The sequence below is a fragment of the Vibrio sp. DNB22_10_4 genome, assembly GCF_052879755.1.
Genome location: NZ_JBNNXW010000002.1, coordinates 236,050 through 252,942, shown reverse-complemented (window position 1 = coordinate 252,942; position 16,893 = coordinate 236,050). Strand labels below are relative to the sequence as shown.

The 16,893-nt window shown below is 47.3% G+C and carries 17 protein-coding genes; 7 read left to right on the top strand and 10 right to left on the bottom strand.

What is annotated here, in order from left to right; genetic code table 11:
* The first annotated feature begins 4 nt into the window (after positions 1 to 4).
* A complete protein-coding gene (locus tag ACVA6Q_RS09240; protein ID WP_446647334.1) occupies positions 5 to 1,261 on the top strand; it encodes a TIGR03503 family protein in 1,257 nt (418 codons plus the stop codon).
* Positions 1,262 to 1,391: 130 nt separating this feature from the next.
* Here ACVA6Q_RS09240 and fadE read toward each other — a convergent pair whose 3' ends face one another.
* The gene (fadE, locus tag ACVA6Q_RS09235; RefSeq protein ID WP_446647333.1) at positions 1,392 to 3,836 is read right to left on the bottom strand and encodes an acyl-CoA dehydrogenase FadE; all 2,445 of its coding nucleotides are present in this window, start codon (positions 3,834 to 3,836) and stop codon (positions 1,392 to 1,394) included.
* 334 nt (positions 3,837 to 4,170) lie between these two features.
* Here fadE and lpcA point away from each other — a divergent pair, with 334 nt between their 5' ends.
* Both lpcA and ACVA6Q_RS09225 read left to right on the top strand, forming a co-directional pair.
* Complete coding sequence (gene lpcA / locus ACVA6Q_RS09230; protein ID WP_353496873.1) at positions 4,171 to 4,746, top strand: D-sedoheptulose 7-phosphate isomerase; 576 nt, start codon at positions 4,171 to 4,173, stop codon at positions 4,744 to 4,746.
* 49 nt (positions 4,747 to 4,795) lie between these two features.
* Positions 4,796 to 5,638, top strand: a complete 843-nt coding sequence (locus ACVA6Q_RS09225; RefSeq protein ID WP_353496872.1) for a class II glutamine amidotransferase — start codon at positions 4,796 to 4,798, stop codon at positions 5,636 to 5,638.
* A gap of 107 nt (positions 5,639 to 5,745) precedes the next feature.
* Here ACVA6Q_RS09225 and purN read toward each other — a convergent pair whose 3' ends face one another.
* Complete coding sequence (purN, locus tag ACVA6Q_RS09220; protein ID WP_353496871.1) at positions 5,746 to 6,384, bottom strand: phosphoribosylglycinamide formyltransferase; 639 nt, start codon at positions 6,382 to 6,384, stop codon at positions 5,746 to 5,748.
* A 4-nt stretch (positions 6,385 to 6,388) separates the two neighbouring features.
* Positions 6,389 to 7,429, bottom strand: coding sequence for a phosphoribosylformylglycinamidine cyclo-ligase (purM, locus tag ACVA6Q_RS09215; RefSeq protein ID WP_353496870.1), 1,041 nt, complete (start codon positions 7,427 to 7,429; stop codon positions 6,389 to 6,391).
* Between the two features lie 243 nt (positions 7,430 to 7,672).
* On the opposite strand from purM, the gene upp reads away from it, so the two are divergent.
* Entirely contained in the window at positions 7,673 to 8,299 is a 627-nt protein-coding gene (upp, locus tag ACVA6Q_RS09210; protein WP_112459669.1) for a uracil phosphoribosyltransferase, read from the top strand.
* A gap of 77 nt (positions 8,300 to 8,376) precedes the next feature.
* Here upp and ACVA6Q_RS09205 read toward each other — a convergent pair whose 3' ends face one another.
* Positions 8,377 to 9,618 carry a uracil-xanthine permease family protein gene (locus ACVA6Q_RS09205; protein WP_353496869.1) on the bottom strand — a complete coding sequence of 414 codons (1,242 nt, stop codon included), beginning with the start codon at positions 9,616 to 9,618 and terminating at the stop codon, positions 8,377 to 8,379.
* A gap of 259 nt (positions 9,619 to 9,877) precedes the next feature.
* Here ACVA6Q_RS09205 and ACVA6Q_RS09200 point away from each other — a divergent pair, with 259 nt between their 5' ends.
* Positions 9,878 to 11,077, top strand: coding sequence for a DUF2066 domain-containing protein (locus tag ACVA6Q_RS09200; protein WP_353496868.1), 1,200 nt, complete (start codon positions 9,878 to 9,880; stop codon positions 11,075 to 11,077).
* A 110-nt stretch (positions 11,078 to 11,187) separates the two neighbouring features.
* Here ACVA6Q_RS09200 and ACVA6Q_RS09195 read toward each other — a convergent pair whose 3' ends face one another.
* The 4 genes from ACVA6Q_RS09195 to bepA are packed head-to-tail and all read right to left on the bottom strand — an operon-like array spanning position 11,188 to position 14,042.
* Entirely contained in the window at positions 11,188 to 11,613 is a 426-nt protein-coding gene (locus ACVA6Q_RS09195; protein ID WP_446647332.1) for a DUF2069 domain-containing protein, read from the bottom strand.
* Between the two features lie 33 nt (positions 11,614 to 11,646).
* Positions 11,647 to 12,222 (bottom strand): NAD(P)H:quinone oxidoreductase, encoded by a 576-nt coding sequence (gene wrbA, locus ACVA6Q_RS09190; protein WP_446647331.1) that lies wholly within the window; start codon positions 12,220 to 12,222, stop codon positions 11,647 to 11,649.
* Positions 12,222 to 12,572, bottom strand: coding sequence for an arsenate reductase (glutaredoxin) (gene arsC / locus ACVA6Q_RS09185; RefSeq protein ID WP_112459673.1), 351 nt, complete (start codon positions 12,570 to 12,572; stop codon positions 12,222 to 12,224). The genes wrbA and arsC overlap by 1 nt, the downstream gene beginning before the upstream one ends.
* 18 nt (positions 12,573 to 12,590) lie before the next feature.
* Positions 12,591 to 14,042, bottom strand: coding sequence for a beta-barrel assembly-enhancing protease (bepA, locus tag ACVA6Q_RS09180; RefSeq protein WP_353496865.1), 1,452 nt, complete (start codon positions 14,040 to 14,042; stop codon positions 12,591 to 12,593).
* A gap of 265 nt (positions 14,043 to 14,307) precedes the next feature.
* On the opposite strand from bepA, the gene ACVA6Q_RS09175 reads away from it, so the two are divergent.
* A complete protein-coding gene (locus tag ACVA6Q_RS09175) occupies positions 14,308 to 14,565 on the top strand; it encodes a sulfurtransferase TusA family protein (RefSeq protein WP_353496864.1) in 258 nt (85 codons plus the stop codon).
* Complete coding sequence (locus ACVA6Q_RS09170) at positions 14,559 to 15,629, top strand: AI-2E family transporter (protein ID WP_353496863.1); 1,071 nt, start codon at positions 14,559 to 14,561, stop codon at positions 15,627 to 15,629. Before ACVA6Q_RS09175 ends, ACVA6Q_RS09170 begins: the two co-directional genes overlap by 7 nt.
* Before the next feature lie 71 nt (positions 15,630 to 15,700).
* Here the strand turns inward: ACVA6Q_RS09170 and bcp are convergent, their stop codons facing one another.
* On the bottom strand, positions 15,701 to 16,165 hold the full coding sequence (gene bcp / locus ACVA6Q_RS09165) for a thioredoxin-dependent thiol peroxidase (RefSeq protein ID WP_446647330.1): 465 nt from the start codon (positions 16,163 to 16,165) through the stop codon (positions 15,701 to 15,703).
* Positions 16,166 to 16,196: 31 nt separating this feature from the next.
* Positions 16,197 to 16,739 carry a glycine cleavage system protein R gene (locus ACVA6Q_RS09160; protein ID WP_042496795.1) on the bottom strand — a complete coding sequence of 181 codons (543 nt, stop codon included), beginning with the start codon at positions 16,737 to 16,739 and terminating at the stop codon, positions 16,197 to 16,199.
* Between the last annotated feature and the right edge of the window lie 154 nt (positions 16,740 to 16,893).

Here is a 16,893-nt window from a genome sequence, read left to right as displayed (position 1 = left end):
AGTCATGCAGAGGATAATGCTAGCGATAGCCATGTGGTTGTTGCTGACAGTGGGTGCGGTCGCGAGTGAATCCTCAATGCCTTTTCTCGACAACCGCTTTCGGGTCGATGAAACCGTCGATAGGATTACTTTCTTAGTCTATCGGCAAGAGCGCTCTAAGCCTGTCACACTCGTTAGACCCGATGGTAAAAAATACTATGCTTGGCGTCACCCGTCTCATGTTCGCTGGATAGAAGAGCCTACGGTTGATGTGATTACTATCGAGCGCCCTATGCCGGGGCCGTGGCAGGCGATCGGCAAAGTAAGTCCGAAAAATCATATTCAAATCATTTCTCAGTTAAGCCTCAAAGCAGAGACGCTCCCTCAACGTATTTATCAAGGCGAAAAGCTAAAGTTCACCGCTCGGTTGATGAGTGACGATGAGCCACTAATTGTAGAAAACATTCTTGATAGGGTTAACCTTCGCGTGGTGATGACCCGTTATCTAGAAGAGCAGACCCAGAAAAATAGCCAGCAGAGTGAAAAGATAGCGCCGGTGCCTATTGTCATTGGCGAGTTCTTTGATAGTGGTGAGGGGTTAGATGAGCGCTCCGGTGACGGTGTGTTTACCGTAGAGTTGCCTATCTCGGTCGAGCCGGGAAAATATAACGTTCGAATTACCACTGGCAACGGTGTGTTCTTGCGCGCGCTTGAACAAGAAGTCTTTATCTACCCAACACCATTTGTCACACGCTTTGTTCAAGGGGAAGATGAGAGTCCGCATCAGGTGGTAGTCCGCGGTGAACCTGCGACTTTGGAGACCGGCTCGCTTGCCGCGTCGATTGAACTGCAACAGCCAGATGACAGCCAAAGCGTCGCTCAGAGTCAAGCAGATAAAGATAAAAATGACATGGTAGTGTCGTTTCACGATAGCGATCAAATCGGTACTTATAGCTGGTCTGGTAACGTCTATGCCAATGAATCGGCCTCCGGACGACCTCTAGTGTTTGAGTTGCCAAATCGTACCTTTAGCGTAGTGGGCACTATTGATCTTGCGAAAGCGGAGCAAATGCAGCAGGCAGCCCGTGAGGCAAGGAAAAAAGCGGAGCAAGAAGCACAGGTATTGGCACATCGCCAACAGGTGCGTCAAAACGCCATCATCGCGATCGCGGTGGGTAATGTGGTGTTGGTTGTGGTGGGTGGTTTGATTTGGTGGTTCGTCAGACGCCGCAGAGTCATTAAAGCGTCGTTGCCAGAAATGCAGTTGAAAATGCCAGGTTGATATTAGCCTTGGCCAAATAGCGACAGACTAAAAAACGATAAACTGAAAGCTATGTACCAAAAGTTGTCAATTAAAAAAGCCAGCAAGGTTTCCCTTGCTGGCTTTGTTTTGTTTGTACGTTAATCAGCGATTACGCAACTTCCTCCATTGCTGGATAAACGGGCTTTGCTGCCAGTTCCTCCGGTGAGAAGTCATCAACGTTAATGGTGTATAGACGATGCGCTTCTGCTGTGGTCAACAGCTGTGCTTCTTCTTGAGTAATGATGCCTTTCTCTAAGCCAATTGCCGCTATTTTATCCAGTTGGGTAAATGGACGACGCTGCTCAATGGCTTTACATACTTTAGTAAACACAGGCTCGGCGCGTAGAATAATGTCTAGCGCTTGCTCAATGCGACCAACCGCATTGTACTCAGTTGGTTCGAAGTACTGACCATAACCTAAACGGGTACGTGCTGCGCTAGGAGTTTGCAGAATACGCGCAACCTGGCTGTCTAGTTTGTCAGACGGCGCTTTACGTACTGTGCCAAACGGTAAAACAATTATGCGCAATAGACGGCCAATGACTTTGTTCGGGAAATTCGCTAAGAAGTCATCCAATGCCTGCTCGGCTTGCAGCAAGCTATCTTGCATGCCCCAGTGCAGCATAGGTAAATCTTCACTGTTGCGTCCTTCAACGTCATAGCGTTTAAGCGTTGCACTGCTTAGGTAAAGCTGACTCAAGATATCGCCTAGGCGAGCAGATAAGCGCTCTTTGCGTTTCAGTGAGCCGCCAAGTACGGCCATGGAGACATCCGATAGTAGAGCTAAGTTCGCGCTGTAACGGTTGAGCTGTTGGTAGTAACGTGTAGTGACATCTTTATGGGGTGCAGAAGAACCACGACCATCGGTTAGACCTAGCCAGAAACTGCGCACTAGGTTACTCACTGTAAAGGCAACGTGACCGGCTAATGCTTTATCAAATTTGTCCACGGCATTTGAAGCCGTTGAGTGAGCGGCTTCCATTTCTTCCAACACGTAAGGATGACAGCGAATGGCACCTTGACCGTAGATGATCATCGAGCGAGTTAAGATATTGGCACCTTCTACCGTAATGGCTACGGGCGCGCCTTGGTAGCCACGACCGAGGAAATTTGAAGGACCAAGACATATACCTTTACCGCCAACAATGTCCATCGCGTCGATGATGCTGCGCTGTCCTCGATGAGTACAGTGGTATTTAACGATGGCGGAGATAACCGATGGTTTTTCCCCTAGGTCGATGCCTGTCACGGTTAGGTGACTTGCTGCGTCCATCACGTACGCATTGCCACCTAGGCGTGCTAGTGGCTCTTCAATGCCTTCCATGTGACCGATAGGCTGTTTAAATTGACGACGAATGCGAGCGTAAGCGCCGGTTGCGAGAGCTGCAGTCTTGATGCCACCCGTTGAGCTTGATGGCAGGGTGATACCACGGCCAACAGACAAACATTCTACCAACATGCGCCAGCCTTGGCCGGCCATCTTCTGGCCACCAATAATGAAATCGATCGGAACAAAGAGCTCGTTAGCTTGGGTTGGACCATTCTGGAAAGGTACATTAAGTGGGAAGTGGCGATTTCCGATTTCCACTCCTTTTAGGTGAGTCGGGATAAGAGCACAGGTAATGCCAAGATCTTCTTTGTCACCTAACAGAGCGTCAGGGTCTCTCAGTTTGAAAGCAAGACCCAGCACAGTGGCTACTGGCGCGAGGGTAATATAACGCTTGTTCCAAGTGAGCTTCATACCCAATACTTCTTTGCCCTCCCATTGACCTTTACACACGACGCCAAAGTCTGGAATCGAGCCCGCATCAGAGCCCGCTTCTGGACTGGTTAGGGCAAAACATGGGATCTCTTTACCAAGGGCAAGTCTTGGCAGGTAGTAGTCTTTTTGTTCTTCTGTGCCATAGTGCTGCAGAAGCTCACCTGGACCTAATGAGTTCGGCACGCCTACTGTTGACGAGACAACGCTCGATACGCCACACAGTTTTTGCAGCACGCAAGACTGTGCGTAAGCGGAAAATTCAAGACCGCCATACTGCTTTTTGATGATCATCGCGAAGAATTTATTGTCTTTTAGGTATTGCCAAATCTCTGGTGGAAGATCCGCCAGTTCGTGGGTGATTTGGTAATCGTTGATCATCGCACACACTTCATTGACAGGGCCGTCTAGAAAAGCTTGTTCTTCTTCTGTGAGCTTTGATGGAGTGATGTTTTGCAGCTTTTGCCAATCAGGCTTACCTTTAAATAGTTCCGCTTCCCACCAAACCGTGCCTGCATCCAGAGCTTCTTTCTCGGTTTGCGACATAGCAGGGAGGACTTTTTTGAACATTGCGAGCGCTTTAGCAGAGACAAGTGATTGTCTAATCGATGGTACACACAGCACGGCCACAGTGGCGATATAGAGCGCCCATGAGATAGCACCGAATACACTCAGTAGCGTGCCAAGCACCATTGCTGAGGTGATTAACAAAAGGGATTTTGCCAGCGACGCTCGTTGATAAAAGCTGATACCAATAGCGCCGAGTAAGGCGACGAGAGAGAGCAAGATGTCCATGATGGTTCCTTTATCTAGGTACTTATTGTTGTTTTGGGTCAGTTTGCGGTGGCACTGACTCTTATCTGTACGTTGAAGGTAAGAGGTCGTACCAGTAATAATTGTAATTAAAATATTGCACAGATGTAAAATCTGTCAAGTAATTGCTCTAGTTGATTGCAAAATAAGCGGCCTAGGCAGCACTTTGTCTGCCAAAGGTCAATTTGAGCAACAATAATGATGAAATTGGTGCCGTGGTCATATGCCATCTATCGACAGAGTTGACGGTTTATAGGTAAACTCAGAATCAACAGCCATCGCATAGGTATGGCGAAAAAACAAAGAGAACAACACTATGTACCAAGACTTGATTAGAAATGAGCTAACTGAAGCTGCTGAAGTACTGAATAAATTCTTAAGTGACGACCACAACATTGCTCAGATTGAAGCAGCTGCGAAGATGATCGCTGATTCTTTTAAGCAAGAGGGTAAAGTGCTGTCTTGTGGTAATGGTGGTTCGCACTGTGATGCCATGCACTTTGCTGAAGAGTTGACGGGTCGCTATCGTGAAAACCGTCCGGGTTACGCTGGTATTGCGATTTCTGATCCTAGCCACCTTTCTTGTGTGAGCAACGATTTCGGATACGACTTTGTCTTTTCTCGTTACGTAGAGGCAGTAGGTCGCCGTGGTGACGTGCTGTTTGGTCTATCAACGTCTGGTAACTCTGGTAATATTCTTAAGGCGATAGATGCGGCGAAAGCAAAAGGTATGAAAACCATTGCTTTAACGGGTAAAGATGGCGGTAAAATGGCGGGTCTGGCGGATATTGAAATTCGCGTACCACACTTTGGTTACGCTGACCGCATTCAAGAAGTCCATATTAAAATCATCCACATCATCATCCAGCTGGTTGAAAAAGAGATGGAATAGCCGCTTGCTATTGTGATGACAACTAGGAATCAAAAGAGTAGGGAACTCAATGTGTGAATTGCTTGGCATGAGCGCCAATGTGCCAACAGATATTTGTTTTAGCTTTACCGGTCTAATTCAACGGGGCGGTAATACTGGCCCTCACAAAGATGGTTGGGGGATCACCTTCTATGAAGGGAAAGGTTTTCGCACCTTTAAAGATCCGCAGCCAAGCTGCGATTCGAAGATAGCTGAGCTGGTACAAAGCTATCCGATTAAAAGTCGATCTGTGGTGAGTCATATCCGACAAGCCAACCGTGGCCAAGTGAATTTGGAAAACACCCACCCGTTTACTCGAGAGTTGTGGGGGCGTTATTGGACCTTTGCTCACAACGGTCAGTTGACGGATTACCAGAAACTTAATACGGGGCATTTTCGACCCGTGGGTGAAACGGACAGCGAGCTCTCGTTTTGTTGGTTGCTTCAAAAGCTAGAACTGCGCTTTCCAGAGCCACCGCAAGATATGGAGGCAATGTTCGCCTACGTAGCAGAATGTTGCGACGAGCTAAGGGAGCTTGGTGTCTATAACATGCTGCTGAGTGATGGTGAATACGTCATGACTTATTGCACCAATCACCTTTATTGGATTACGCGAAAAGCACCGTTTGGTAAAGCAACTTTATTGGATGAAGATGTCACGATTAACTTTCAAGAAGAGACGACCCCGAATGATGTTGTTTCGGTCGTGGCAACTCAGCCGTTAACAGGTAATGAAACGTGGCATCGAATGAAGCCAGGAGAATATAACCTGTTCCACTTTGGTGAGCGTGTTGGTGGTAATGTGGATAAGCTTGTAGACGTAGAATTTGCAGAAGCTAAGCCCAAAAGCCAAGCACCTATAGAGCCGTTGTAGTTCGTACAGCTATGCCGTTCTTAAAACGTGGTTAGAAAAATGAAAAAGCGAGTGATGAACATCACTCGCTTTTTTTGATTGGTTTATACAGCCGTATCGTGGTTTAGCTATTTGTCTGCATAGCCTTGTGGCCCAAGAGCGACACCATCTAATAGGGCTCTACTTCCATCCATGACCAAGCGATCTTCGACAAACCATTTCACTACCAATGGGTAAATCTTATGCTCTTGGCTTTGAACTCGTTGCTCTAGTGTTTCAACCGTATCGTCATCGAACACAGGGACCTTCGCCTGCAGAACAATCGGCCCACCATCTAGCTTTTCTGTAACGAAGTGGATACTGGTGCCGTGGTGTTCATCGCAGTTATCGATCGCACGTTGATGCGTATTCAAACCTGGATACTTAGGCAATAATGATGGGTGAATGTTAATCATTCGACCCATATAGTGACGAACAAACTCACCACTAAGAATACGCATATAGCCCGCTAGTACTAATAGATCAGGATTGTGCACATCGATTCGACGCATCAATTCAGCATCAAATGCTTCTCGTGTTTCGCTTAGCTTAGGGTCGAGAAATTCCGCCTCGGCGCCAGCATTACGCGCACGTTCCAGTGCAAATGCCGATTCTTTGTTAGAAAAAACAGCACGCACTTTCGCATTCGAGATAGTCGACTCACAGGCATCAATAATGGCCTGTAAGTTGGTTCCATTACCTGAAACTAAAACAACGATATTCTTCATGAAATTAATTGATCTCTACTTGCTCTTCACCAGCTTCTGCAGTTGCGATCTCACCAATAACCCATGCGTTCTCGCCTTCTGCTTTTAGAAGTTCAACCGCTGCATCTGCTTGTGCTTTAGGAAGAGCAACAACAAGACCTACACCACAGTTGAAAGTGCGGTACATTTCGAACGTATCAACGTTGCCTTTCTCTTGTAGCCAGTTGAAGATAGCAGGCCATTCCCAGCTAGTACCGTCGATAACAGCTTTAGTGCCTTCTGGCAGTACGCGTGGGATGTTTTCCCAGAAACCGCCGCCAGTAATGTGAGAAATGGCATGGATATCGTGTTCAGCGATCATCTTAAGAGCTGATTTGATATAAATTTTAGTTGGCTCTAGTAGGTGCTCACCGATAGTGCGCTCACCTAGTTTCTCGTTTTTATCTGCGCCAGATACTTCTAGGATCTTACGGATAAGCGAGTAGCCATTTGAGTGTGGGCCGCTTGAACCCACGGCAATAAGTGCATCACCAGCAGCGACTTTTGTACCGTCGATGACGTCTTCTTTTTCAACGACACCTACACAGAAACCTGCAACGTCGTAGTCTTCACCTTCATACATGCCTGGCATTTCTGCAGTTTCACCACCAATGAGTGAACAGCCTGCTTGGATACAGCCTTCGGCAATACCGGATACCACGTCAGCTGCAGTATCAACGTCAAGCTTGCCCGTTGCATAGTAGTCGAGGAAGAATAGCGGCTCAGCACCTTGAACAATCAGGTCGTTCACACACATAGCAACCAGGTCGATACCGATGGTGTCGTGCTTGTTCATGTCTAGGGCTAGGCGCAGTTTAGTTCCTACACCGTCAGTACCAGATACCAATACCGGGTGTTTGTATTTTGTTGGCAACTCACATAAAGCACCAAATCCACCGATGCCTCCCATTACTTCAGGGCGACGAGTGCGCTTAACCGCGCCTTTAATACGGTCAACTAATGCGTTACCTGCATCAATATCTACACCAGCGTCTTTATAGCTTAGGGAAGTGTTGTTTCCGCTCACGGGACAGTCCTCGATAAATAAATGGATGTGAAAGCGGCGCTATTCTAACAGGGGTTTATCCAAAAAGGAAAACGTTTGCGTAAGAAAATACAAACTATTTCCTCGAAGCATCAATCTGTGTATTTACAGTCTGTTGTGACATTTTATTGCGTACAAATACCATTTTGCCCACATTGCTAACTGAAATAGTTAAAGAAACCATGTATAATTTGCAGGTTTTGTGAAATTTTGCCGGAGTTGGAAATGAAAGTTGTTGAAGTTAAACACCCCCTAGTAAAACACAAGCTTGGTTTGATGCGTGAAGGGGACATTAGCACCAAGCGTTTCCGCGAGCTTGCGACGGAAGTGGGTAGCTTGTTAACGTACGAAGCGACAGCAGACTTTGAAACTGAGAAAGTAACGATTGAAGGTTGGAACGGCCCAGTTGAAGTTGACCAAATCAAAGGTAAGAAAGTGACCGTAGTGCCAATCCTGCGTGCAGGCCTTGGTATGATGGACGGCGTTCTTGAGCACATGCCTAGCGCACGTATTAGTGTGGTTGGTATCTATCGTGATGAAGAAACACTTGAGCCAGTGCCATACTTTAACAAGCTAGCATCAAACATTGACGAGCGTATCGCTCTTGTTGTTGACCCAATGCTAGCAACTGGTGGTTCAATGATCGCGACTATCGACCTTCTAAAAGAGAAAGGCTGTAAGCACATTAAAGTTCTAGTATTGGTTGCTGCACCAGAAGGTATCGAAGCACTAGAAAAAGCACATCCTGATGTTGAGCTATACACCGCAGCTATCGATGAGTGCCTAAACGACAAAGGCTACATCGTACCTGGTCTAGGTGATGCTGGTGATAAGATTTTCGGTACTCTATAAGTTCCGGCTTTCTAATAGTAAATAGGAAATAGTAAAAAGGCTGACCATTGGTCAGCCTTTTTTTGTGTCAGTAGGAATTAGTCTTCCATCTGAGCGTTATCAACAACTTTATTCTCACCGAGATCATGAGGCAGAATTTGGTTCAGGATAATCGCAACGATACCACATAGACTCACGCCTTGAAGGCTGAAGTCACCAATACCAAATGCCATACCACCGATACCAAATACCAAGGTAATCGCAACGATCACTAGGTTGCGTGATTTATGCAGATCCACATTGTTTTTGATTAGTGTATTCAGACCAACAGTTGCGATAGAACCGAATAGCAAAATCATGATGCCGCCCATCACTGGAACAGGAATGGTTTGTAGAATCGCACCAAGCTTACCAACTAGTGCAAGCACGATAGCGGTGACAGCAGCCCATGTCATGATTACCGGGTTAAATGCTTTAGTCAGCATTACAGCACCTGTTACTTCACTGTAAGTCGTATTTGGCGGCGCACCGACCAAAGATGCTGCAATCGTAGCCACGCCGTCACCTGCAATTGTGCGGTGAAGACCTGGTTTCTTCAGGTAGTCTTTACCGGTTACGTTTGAAATAGCTAGCATATCACCCACGTGTTCAACCGCTGGAGCGATGGCAACTGGCAGCATGAACAAAATCGCGTTGATGTTAAATTCTGGCGCAGTGAAGTTAGGTAGCGATAGCCAAGATGCTTCAACAACAGGAGTGAAATCAACCACACCATAGAAGAGGCTCGTTACGTAACCTGCCAAAATACCACTTACGATAGGTAAAAGTTTAAGGAAGCCTTTTGCGAACACGCTGACACCAACGGTCACAATAAGAGAGATTGCAGAGATCCACAGTGCTGCGTTGCCATCGATAAGCTGAACGGCACCATCGCCTGTTTTACCAAGTGCCATGTTTACCGCGACAGGGGCAAGACCCAGGCCGATAACCATGATTACAGGCCCAACAACGACGGGCGGTAGCAGCTTGTGAATGATTTCCACGCCTTTTACTTTGATTAGTGCCCCCATAAGGACATAGACGACCCCCGCAGCCATTAGGCCGCCCATGGTGGCACCGATACCCCAAGTCTGCACACCAAACATAATCGGCGCGATGAAAGCAAACGAAGAGGCAAGGAAAATTGGCACACTGCGGCGTGTTACTAATTGAAACAGTAAGGTGCCGACACCTGCACCAAATAGTGCTACGTTAGGATCGAGACCCGTTAAAAGGGGTACGAGTACCAAGGAGCCAAATGCGACAAACAGCATTTGCGAGCCTTGTAAGATCGTTTTCATAATGATTTTCCAAGCAAGTCAAAAAGAGTTAAGCAAAACGGATGGGATTCTAGCATCTTGTAATCGTTTACTTAATGATCTAGTTAAAGAGAACGCCGTTTTTGTAGCCTGAATCTCAATAGCTTGAGTGAGTTACTATTTGATCTATAGATGCGAGCCAGTAAACCCACTTATTGACCAAACCTTGAAGTAGTGAGCTTGCTCCAAAACGCATACTTGCTTATCATTTCCGCTTATCTGTTTGTAATTTAGGATGCTTATGCGTTATTTAGCTTGGTTGTTGGCCGCCGCGTGTGCTTTGCCAGCGTATGCGTTGACAAAAGTCGATATCTATTCGACGGAAGTAGTGGTGGATGCCCAGCAGCCGAATGCCGATGAATTGGCACGCCAAAAAGGCATGTTAGAGGTGTTGATTAAGGCCAGTGGCGATCTCAATGCAGCGTCCAACCCGGTTGTCAAAAAGGCATTAGGTAAGAGCTCTCAATACATTACTCAGCTTGGTTACACTCAAGTGGATGGTGAGCAGGCGATGCGCTTGAGCTTCAATAGCCAGCAAATCAATACGCTACTGACGCAAGCTGATTTACCGTCGTGGCCTGTTGATCGTAAGAATGTCATGGTATGGCTGGTGGAAGACAGTGGCTATGACCGCACAATCGTTTGGGAGCATAGTAACTCACAAGCCGCTAGCCAGCTGAAAAAAGAAGCGAATCGCCGCGGGTTGCCAATTACGTTCCCAATTGGTGACTTTGACGATATCACAGGGATCCAAACCACGGATCTTTGGGGTGGGTTTGTCGACCCTATTGCCGAGGCAACGGCGCGCTACCCGGTTGATGCTATTGCGGTGATTCGTCTGCAAGGCAATAATCTTCGCTACACCCTGTACGACCAAACGCCAGACAAACTAGGTAGAAATACACTAGCGCCAGTGACGGGTTCAACATCCGGTGAACTGGCTATGGCTAGCGCTATTGATGAGATTAGCGATTACTATGCCTCTCAAAATGCAGCGACGACGCTTGGAGAGAGTGCAGGCATGGTTACCGTGTCTTTCTCACGCATGAGTAGTGCAGATGCCTTTTTCACACTTGAGCGTGCTCTTGGCCGCTTAGCCTCAACAGCTAAAGTCGATGTAGCTGAAGTGAGTGGTGATGTTGTGACAATGCGTGTGTCTCTGCTTGGCTCACTAGAAGCGTTTGAAGAAGAAGTACTGAAATTGGGTTTGGTGAAAAAACTTGAGCAAGCACCAGTCGAGGTTCCAGTGCAAGCGCCCGTTCAAGACAGCGAAGTGCTAGCAACGGAAGAGGCAAACGCATCAGAACAAGGTTTGGCAGTTGAACAGAGTGAGAGCGCGGTAGCGCCAGTCGATACAGTGACCGAAGAATTTGTGACTGAAGGTGTGACCGAGGTGGGAAAGCCGGCGCAGCCTGAACTTAGCTTTGAGTGGCTGTATTAAACGGTAACAATAACCTTCGTTATCCCATTGAAAAAGGAGGCATGATGCCTCCTTTTTTGTATTTATCGCTAAACTCTTCAATGACTCAACTCATTTCTACGAGTGCTTTGCTATTTTCCAAAGCGCTCTCGCTCTTTCTTTTCTACCGATGACAACCTAGGTAGCTTCAATCCCATGTCTCGGCCTTTCAGGCGAGCATAAACGGTATTACCTACAAAGGCGAAACTGGTGAGAATTAGCTCCACAAGAGCTAGCCATCGCTCGCCCTCATCGGCGTATAGCAGAGTCAGCGCATGTAAAAAGTACAGCATCAACACAAAGTTTGCCCAAGCGTGGGTATAAGGTTTCCCCGCTAGTATACCTGGCAGAGGTAGCAGCAAAGGGATCAACCAGGCCACAGTTAAAGCGTACGGATTGATGTGCGGGTGCGGCGACAAATAGCCGTGCCATAAGCCTACCCAAAAGAGCAGGGCAAAGTTGGCACTTAGGGCAAAGGCGCGCATGTTTGCAGTGTTGATTAGGGAATTACGGCTCATCGATTGTACCTAGTCCTTGATACAGATTAGTCTTTAGTTAGCGTTTTTTAGCTTGCTTGCGGTGAACGCCAATCGTTGGCCAAGCGCCGTCGCTAACGTGTACTCTTCTTCGCTCAGCTGTACACCGTTGTTCGCTACATGAGAAGCACCGTATGGGGTGCCGCCAGTGGTGGTCGAGTGAAGTTTTGGCTCACTATAAGGAATCCCCATCAGCATCATGCCATGGTGCAGTAACGGCAGCATCATACTCATAGCCGTGCTTTCTTGTCCGCCATGCATCGATGATGATGAAGTGAACACACAAGCCGGCTTATCGATGAGACTACCGCTGAGCCAAAGCGAGGTGGTTTGATCCCAGAAATGTTTCAATGGCGCTGCCATATTGCCAAACCAAACTGGGCTTCCCATCGCGAGCCCATCACAAGCTTTTAACTCGGCGAGAGTAGCGATAGCATCGGTTTGTGATTCTCGCTCACCTTCCAGCTCTGGCACGGTTCGCAGCAGCGCTTCGCAGCCCTCTATCGACTCAATACCGCGGGCTATGGCGCGAGCCAGCCGTTGGGTACTCCCATGACGGCTATAGTACAACACCAATATTTGGCAAGACATTATAGGATCTCAAGCACTTGCTCTGGTGGGCGGCCGTGTTTGGCTTTGCCGTTAGTCACGACGATTGGGCGCTCGATAAGCTTAGGGTTCTCAAACATCGCTTGGAATAGTTGGTCATCGGTCAAGCTTGGGTCAGCGAGGTTGAGCTGCTTGTAGATATCTTCTTTGGTACGCATCATCGCACGCACGCTTTCTAATTCAAGCTGTTCAAAGATCTCTTTTAGCTTTTCAACCGTTGGCGGTGTGTCTAGATACTTCACAACCTCTGGCTCAATGCCTTTTTCTTCTAATAGCGATAGTGTTTGACGGCTTTTTGAGCAACGTGGGTTATGAAAAATGGTGACTGACATAAGGTTTCCTTTCTGTTTTTATTGTAGTGCCATGAAACGGTCACGGGCGACCAATAGTTGGTCTATTCGTGCGTCATAGCGAGCTTGTTTTAAACTTCCGAGTTCGGCGAGTTGGCTGGCCTGCGAGTAGAACTGAATCGACTTATCCCACTGAGCGTTTAACGCCATGAGTTCAGCGCGTGCTGCCAAGTCTTCTGCACTGTTACCCAGTTTAATATTGGCCTCAGATAGCAAGTGCCAGCCGTTGGTGTCTTTTGGCCTATCGTGGGTAAAGCGCTGCAATACCTTGATAGCCTCATCCGTTTTGTCACTTTCAAGCAGCGCATTGGCGTAGTTGATAGTGATAACCGCATTATTCGGTTTGACCTTGAGTGAGCTTTCCATCAGTTTGACTGATTTTTCAGGCTGCTTTTTCGCGATGTAAAGATCTGATGCTGCATCAAGATAGAAGTTGTTGTTCGGATCATGTTCGAGCAATTTATCGAGTATTGCTTCGGCTTTGTCTAGCTGGTTCGTGTCGAGATAGACCAACGCCTTACCATACTCAAACGAGTTCTGAATTTTCGGTGGTGCCTTTCTGGCGGTACGCTTAAACCAATCCATTGCCGCATCGGATTTGATGCCCGCATGGCGAGCAACAATGCGTGCTCTAGCCAAGTGGTAACTGATTGATGGCTGTACACGCAGCGGTGGGTAAGCCTGAGCACGTTCACGGGTATCGGTAATACGATCTTCTGGCAATGGGTGAGTCAGCAGCATTGGTGGTGGCTTACTGGCGTATCGATATTCATCGGCGAGGCGGCCGAAAAAGCGAGGCATGTCATTCACATCGAATTGAGCGCGCGCCAAGGTGGCAATGCCAAAACGGTCTGCTTCTTTTTCGTTACTACGGGTGTAGTTGATAGAAGCCTGCATTGAGCCTGCGGTTGTTGCCGTTAGCGCCGCCATGCCTGCTTGAGGGGCAGCGATAGCGAGCAGCAGTGAACCTACTAGCGCGGCAACCGTTGCCGGAGAGCGGCGTGCTTCGTCTTCCATTCTGCGTGCCAGGTGACGCTGGGTCACGTGGGCAATTTCGTGCGCCATAACAGAGGCAAGCTCACTTTCTGAGTGAGCATGCAGAAATAAGCCTGAATGAAGCGCAACATATCCGCCAAAGAAGGCAAATGCGTTGATGTTTCGATCGCGGATCATAAAGAAAGTGAACGGCGTTTTCACATCGTTAGCGCTGGAGACTAAGCGATGTCCAACCGAGTCTATGTATTCGTTGAGCACAGGGTCGTTAATGATGGGTGAGCTGGCACGAATCATACGCATGTAGGCATCGCCATAGATAAGCTCTTGATCTATGGTTAGGGTTGCACCCGCAGCCGTGCCAATATCGGGCAGATCCATTTCGGCGTACGACACTTGGGGAGTAGATAATGTGGCTGCAATACATAAGCAAAGCAACGAACGGGTACGTTTCAACATGCTGGTGAGGTAACTCCTTTATAGTTGGTAAGTAAGACCACAAAACTGACGCTGGGTTTCCTACCATATCCTCTAGGGCAACATTTTTGCATACGGATAGGCGTTAGAAAAGGACTTATCCGTGACAAAGATAGACTTTAGTTATTGTTTGTTGGTGATACATTGCTGAGGTAATTGGCGTTCTGTAACACATACAGGTTGGGGATGCCTGAAAAAGTCTTTACAATAGACGCATTGAAGGTAAACCACATACTGCGTGTGCAAGATGACGAGTGAAAACAAGCTGATGACGCACATTGAACTCGATTTAGAGCAAGAGCGTTGTCCTATGTCGTTGCTTTTGGTGAAGCGAGCTTATAAAGCACTCGGCTTCAACCAGACACTAAAGGTTCGAATCGTAGACAGTCAGTCCGTTCGTGATTGCAGCAATTATCTGCTCAGGCATAAAGCTGACGTGCAGTGCCAGCAGCAGGGTGAGGTTACCGTAATGACGATAGTTAATAAGAAGGATAGCGAATGCTAGACATGGTTCGTCGTTGGTACAAACGACGTTTTTCAGATCCAGATGCGGTAAGTCTGGTGGTTATTTTGCTATTTGGTTTTATCACCATTTACTTCTTTGGCAACTTGATTGCCCCACTGCTTGTTGCGATTGTTCTGGCCTACTTACTCGAATGGCCGGTAAGTCAGCTAAGAAAGCTCGGGTTACCGCGTACGGTTGCTGTCATAACCGTGATTCTAGCGTTTATTGGTTTGATGCTGATGGCTATCTTTGGTTTGGTACCGACCATATGGAATCAGATCGGTAACCTTCTCAATGATATTCCCAACATGTACAGCGGTTTACAGCAGTTTGTGGCGTCTATTCCAGAACGCTACCCAGACCTTGCTGAAGTGCATATCGTCGAGACTATTTTTAGTAACGTTAAAGATAAAGTCTTGCTGCTTGGTGAGAATGTAGTTAAAGGTTCAGTGGCGTCTTTAGTGAGTTTAGCTGCGCTTGCCGTGTATTTGATTCTGGTACCGCTGTTGGTGTTTTTCTTATTGAAAGACAAAGACGAGATGGTGGATATGGCGAGCGGCGTGCTACCAAGAAACCGCCGCTTAGCCAACAAAGTATGGATTGAGATGAACCAACAAATCTCTAATTATATTCGCGGTAAAGTGCTGGAAATCCTCATAGTAGGTACAGTCAGTTACATCACCTTTGCGATTCTAGATTTGCGCTATGCGGTACTGCTTGCTGTTCTTGTCGGCTTCTCTGTACTTATTCCTTACATTGGCGCTGCAGCTGTCACTGTGCCTGTGGCGATCGTTGGTTTGTTCCAATGGGGGTTAACACCACAATTCTACTGGCTGCTGGTGGCTTACGGCATCATTCAGGCGCTGGATGGAAACGTATTGGTGCCGATCTTGTTCTCTGAGGCGGTAAACCTTCACCCTGTGGCGATCATCGTTGCCGTATTGGTGTTTGGAGGCCTATGGGGCTTTTGGGGCGTGTTCTTTGCGATACCGTTGGCGACGCTTGTGAAAGCGGTATGGAATGCACTGCCAAGCCATGATGACCCAATACAGCCCGCGACATAGAAGCAAATAACATTCATAGTAAAAAGCCGCTCAAAAGAGCGGCTTTTCTATAAGCAAACTTTACGGAAGGTTTAGCTGTTCAAGTAATCCAATACAACTTCGTGGTGAGTCTTAGTTTTGAACTTGTTGAACACGTGCTCTATCACACCTTCTTCATTGATCAAAAAGCTGATGCGGTGCAGGCCGTCATAGACTTTGCCCATGAACTTCTTCTCGCCCCACACCCCAAACTGCTCTGCGACAGCGTGGTCTTCATCTGACAATAGCGTGAAGTTAAGTTGGTCACGTTCGATAAATTTACCTAAGCGCTTTACTGGGTCAATGCTCACGCCCAGTACAACCACATTGTGAGCGTCTAGTTCTGCTTTGGTATCGCGAAGGCCTTGGGCTTGAACGGTACAGCCAGGTGTCATCGCTTTAGGGTAAAAATAAAACAGGACTTTCTTGCCTTTAAAATCTGCCAAAGACACCGTATTACCATCTTGGTCGAGCAGTGAAAATTGTGGGGCTGGTGTGCCCGCAGTCAATGTGTTCATTGAAATTCCTTTGAAGATCGAATTGTTATTTTTAGTGGCCGCCGCTGATGAAGTTTAGCGACCCTTTTACAGAAAGTTGATTGCAAAGCGCTTCAAATTCTTCCTGAAGCTGCATTAGATTGCAGTCTTCTTCGACGTTGGCACTTAACGCAATTTGGAACTGATCAACGTCGGTACCCGCCCTTTCTTTAACAATGGTTTGCGCGCTGAGCGAGGCGAGGCCAATGTTTTTATCTGCGAAGAACTGGGTAAACTCCTCGGTTAACCCAACGCGATCCTCGGATTCGATAAACACTTCCACAGTGTATTGATTCGGGATTGAGTCGTGTTTGGAGGTACGTTTCATCATGGTGATCAGATCATGTTCCTGACCTAAAAGCGGCAAAGTGGTTTCTACGCGAGTGATGTAGCTTGGGTTACCAGATATCAGCATGATGAGCGTGAACTCATTGCCGAACATGGCGATGCGACTATCGATGATATTACAACCTGCGTTGGCAACGAGGTGGACGATTTCATTGCAGATCCCTGGTCGGTCTGAGCCAACTGCGGTAATCACTAAATACTGATTCATAGTGTCACTCTAAGTTCCTTGTTGGCTATATGTTAGCATAGCTATGGGCAAAGCTCTTGTGATTGATGTAACCGATTCTCGCAAATCAAAAATCTTAATACCCGTGGTGAGTGCTAAGGTGCCGATTATGTAAGCAGCTTGGGTGCCCAAGAGC

Excerpts from the sequence above, each read along its gene's own strand:
- ACVA6Q_RS09160 (WP_042496795.1), bottom strand. The coding sequence starts at position 16,739 with ATGAATCAGTATTTAGTGATTACCGCAGTTGGCTCAGACCGACCAGGG.
- ACVA6Q_RS09170 (WP_353496863.1), top strand. The coding sequence starts at position 14,559 with ATGCTAGACATGGTTCGTCGTTGGTACAAACGACGTTTTTCAGATCCA.
- ACVA6Q_RS09200 (WP_353496868.1), top strand. The coding sequence starts at position 9,878 with ATGCGTTATTTAGCTTGGTTGTTGGCCGCCGCGTGTGCTTTGCCAGCG.
- lpcA (WP_353496873.1), top strand. The coding sequence starts at position 4,171 with ATGTACCAAGACTTGATTAGAAATGAGCTAACTGAAGCTGCTGAAGTA.
- upp (WP_112459669.1), top strand. The coding sequence starts at position 7,673 with ATGAAAGTTGTTGAAGTTAAACACCCCCTAGTAAAACACAAGCTTGGT.
- arsC (WP_112459673.1), bottom strand. The coding sequence starts at position 12,572 with ATGTCAGTCACCATTTTTCATAACCCACGTTGCTCAAAAAGCCGTCAA.
- fadE (WP_446647333.1), bottom strand. The coding sequence starts at position 3,836 with ATGGACATCTTGCTCTCTCTCGTCGCCTTACTCGGCGCTATTGGTATC.
- ACVA6Q_RS09195 (WP_446647332.1), bottom strand. The coding sequence starts at position 11,613 with ATGAGCCGTAATTCCCTAATCAACACTGCAAACATGCGCGCCTTTGCC.
- ACVA6Q_RS09225 (WP_353496872.1), top strand. The coding sequence starts at position 4,796 with ATGTGTGAATTGCTTGGCATGAGCGCCAATGTGCCAACAGATATTTGT.
- bepA (WP_353496865.1), bottom strand. The coding sequence starts at position 14,042 with ATGTTGAAACGTACCCGTTCGTTGCTTTGCTTATGTATTGCAGCCACA.
- ACVA6Q_RS09205 (WP_353496869.1), bottom strand. The coding sequence starts at position 9,618 with ATGAAAACGATCTTACAAGGCTCGCAAATGCTGTTTGTCGCATTTGGC.
- ACVA6Q_RS09175 (WP_353496864.1), top strand. The coding sequence starts at position 14,308 with ATGACGAGTGAAAACAAGCTGATGACGCACATTGAACTCGATTTAGAG.
- purN (WP_353496871.1), bottom strand. The coding sequence starts at position 6,384 with ATGAAGAATATCGTTGTTTTAGTTTCAGGTAATGGAACCAACTTACAG.
- bcp (WP_446647330.1), bottom strand. The coding sequence starts at position 16,165 with ATGAACACATTGACTGCGGGCACACCAGCCCCACAATTTTCACTGCTC.
- wrbA (WP_446647331.1), bottom strand. The coding sequence starts at position 12,222 with ATGTCTTGCCAAATATTGGTGTTGTACTATAGCCGTCATGGGAGTACC.
- ACVA6Q_RS09240 (WP_446647334.1), top strand. The coding sequence starts at position 5 with ATGCAGAGGATAATGCTAGCGATAGCCATGTGGTTGTTGCTGACAGTG.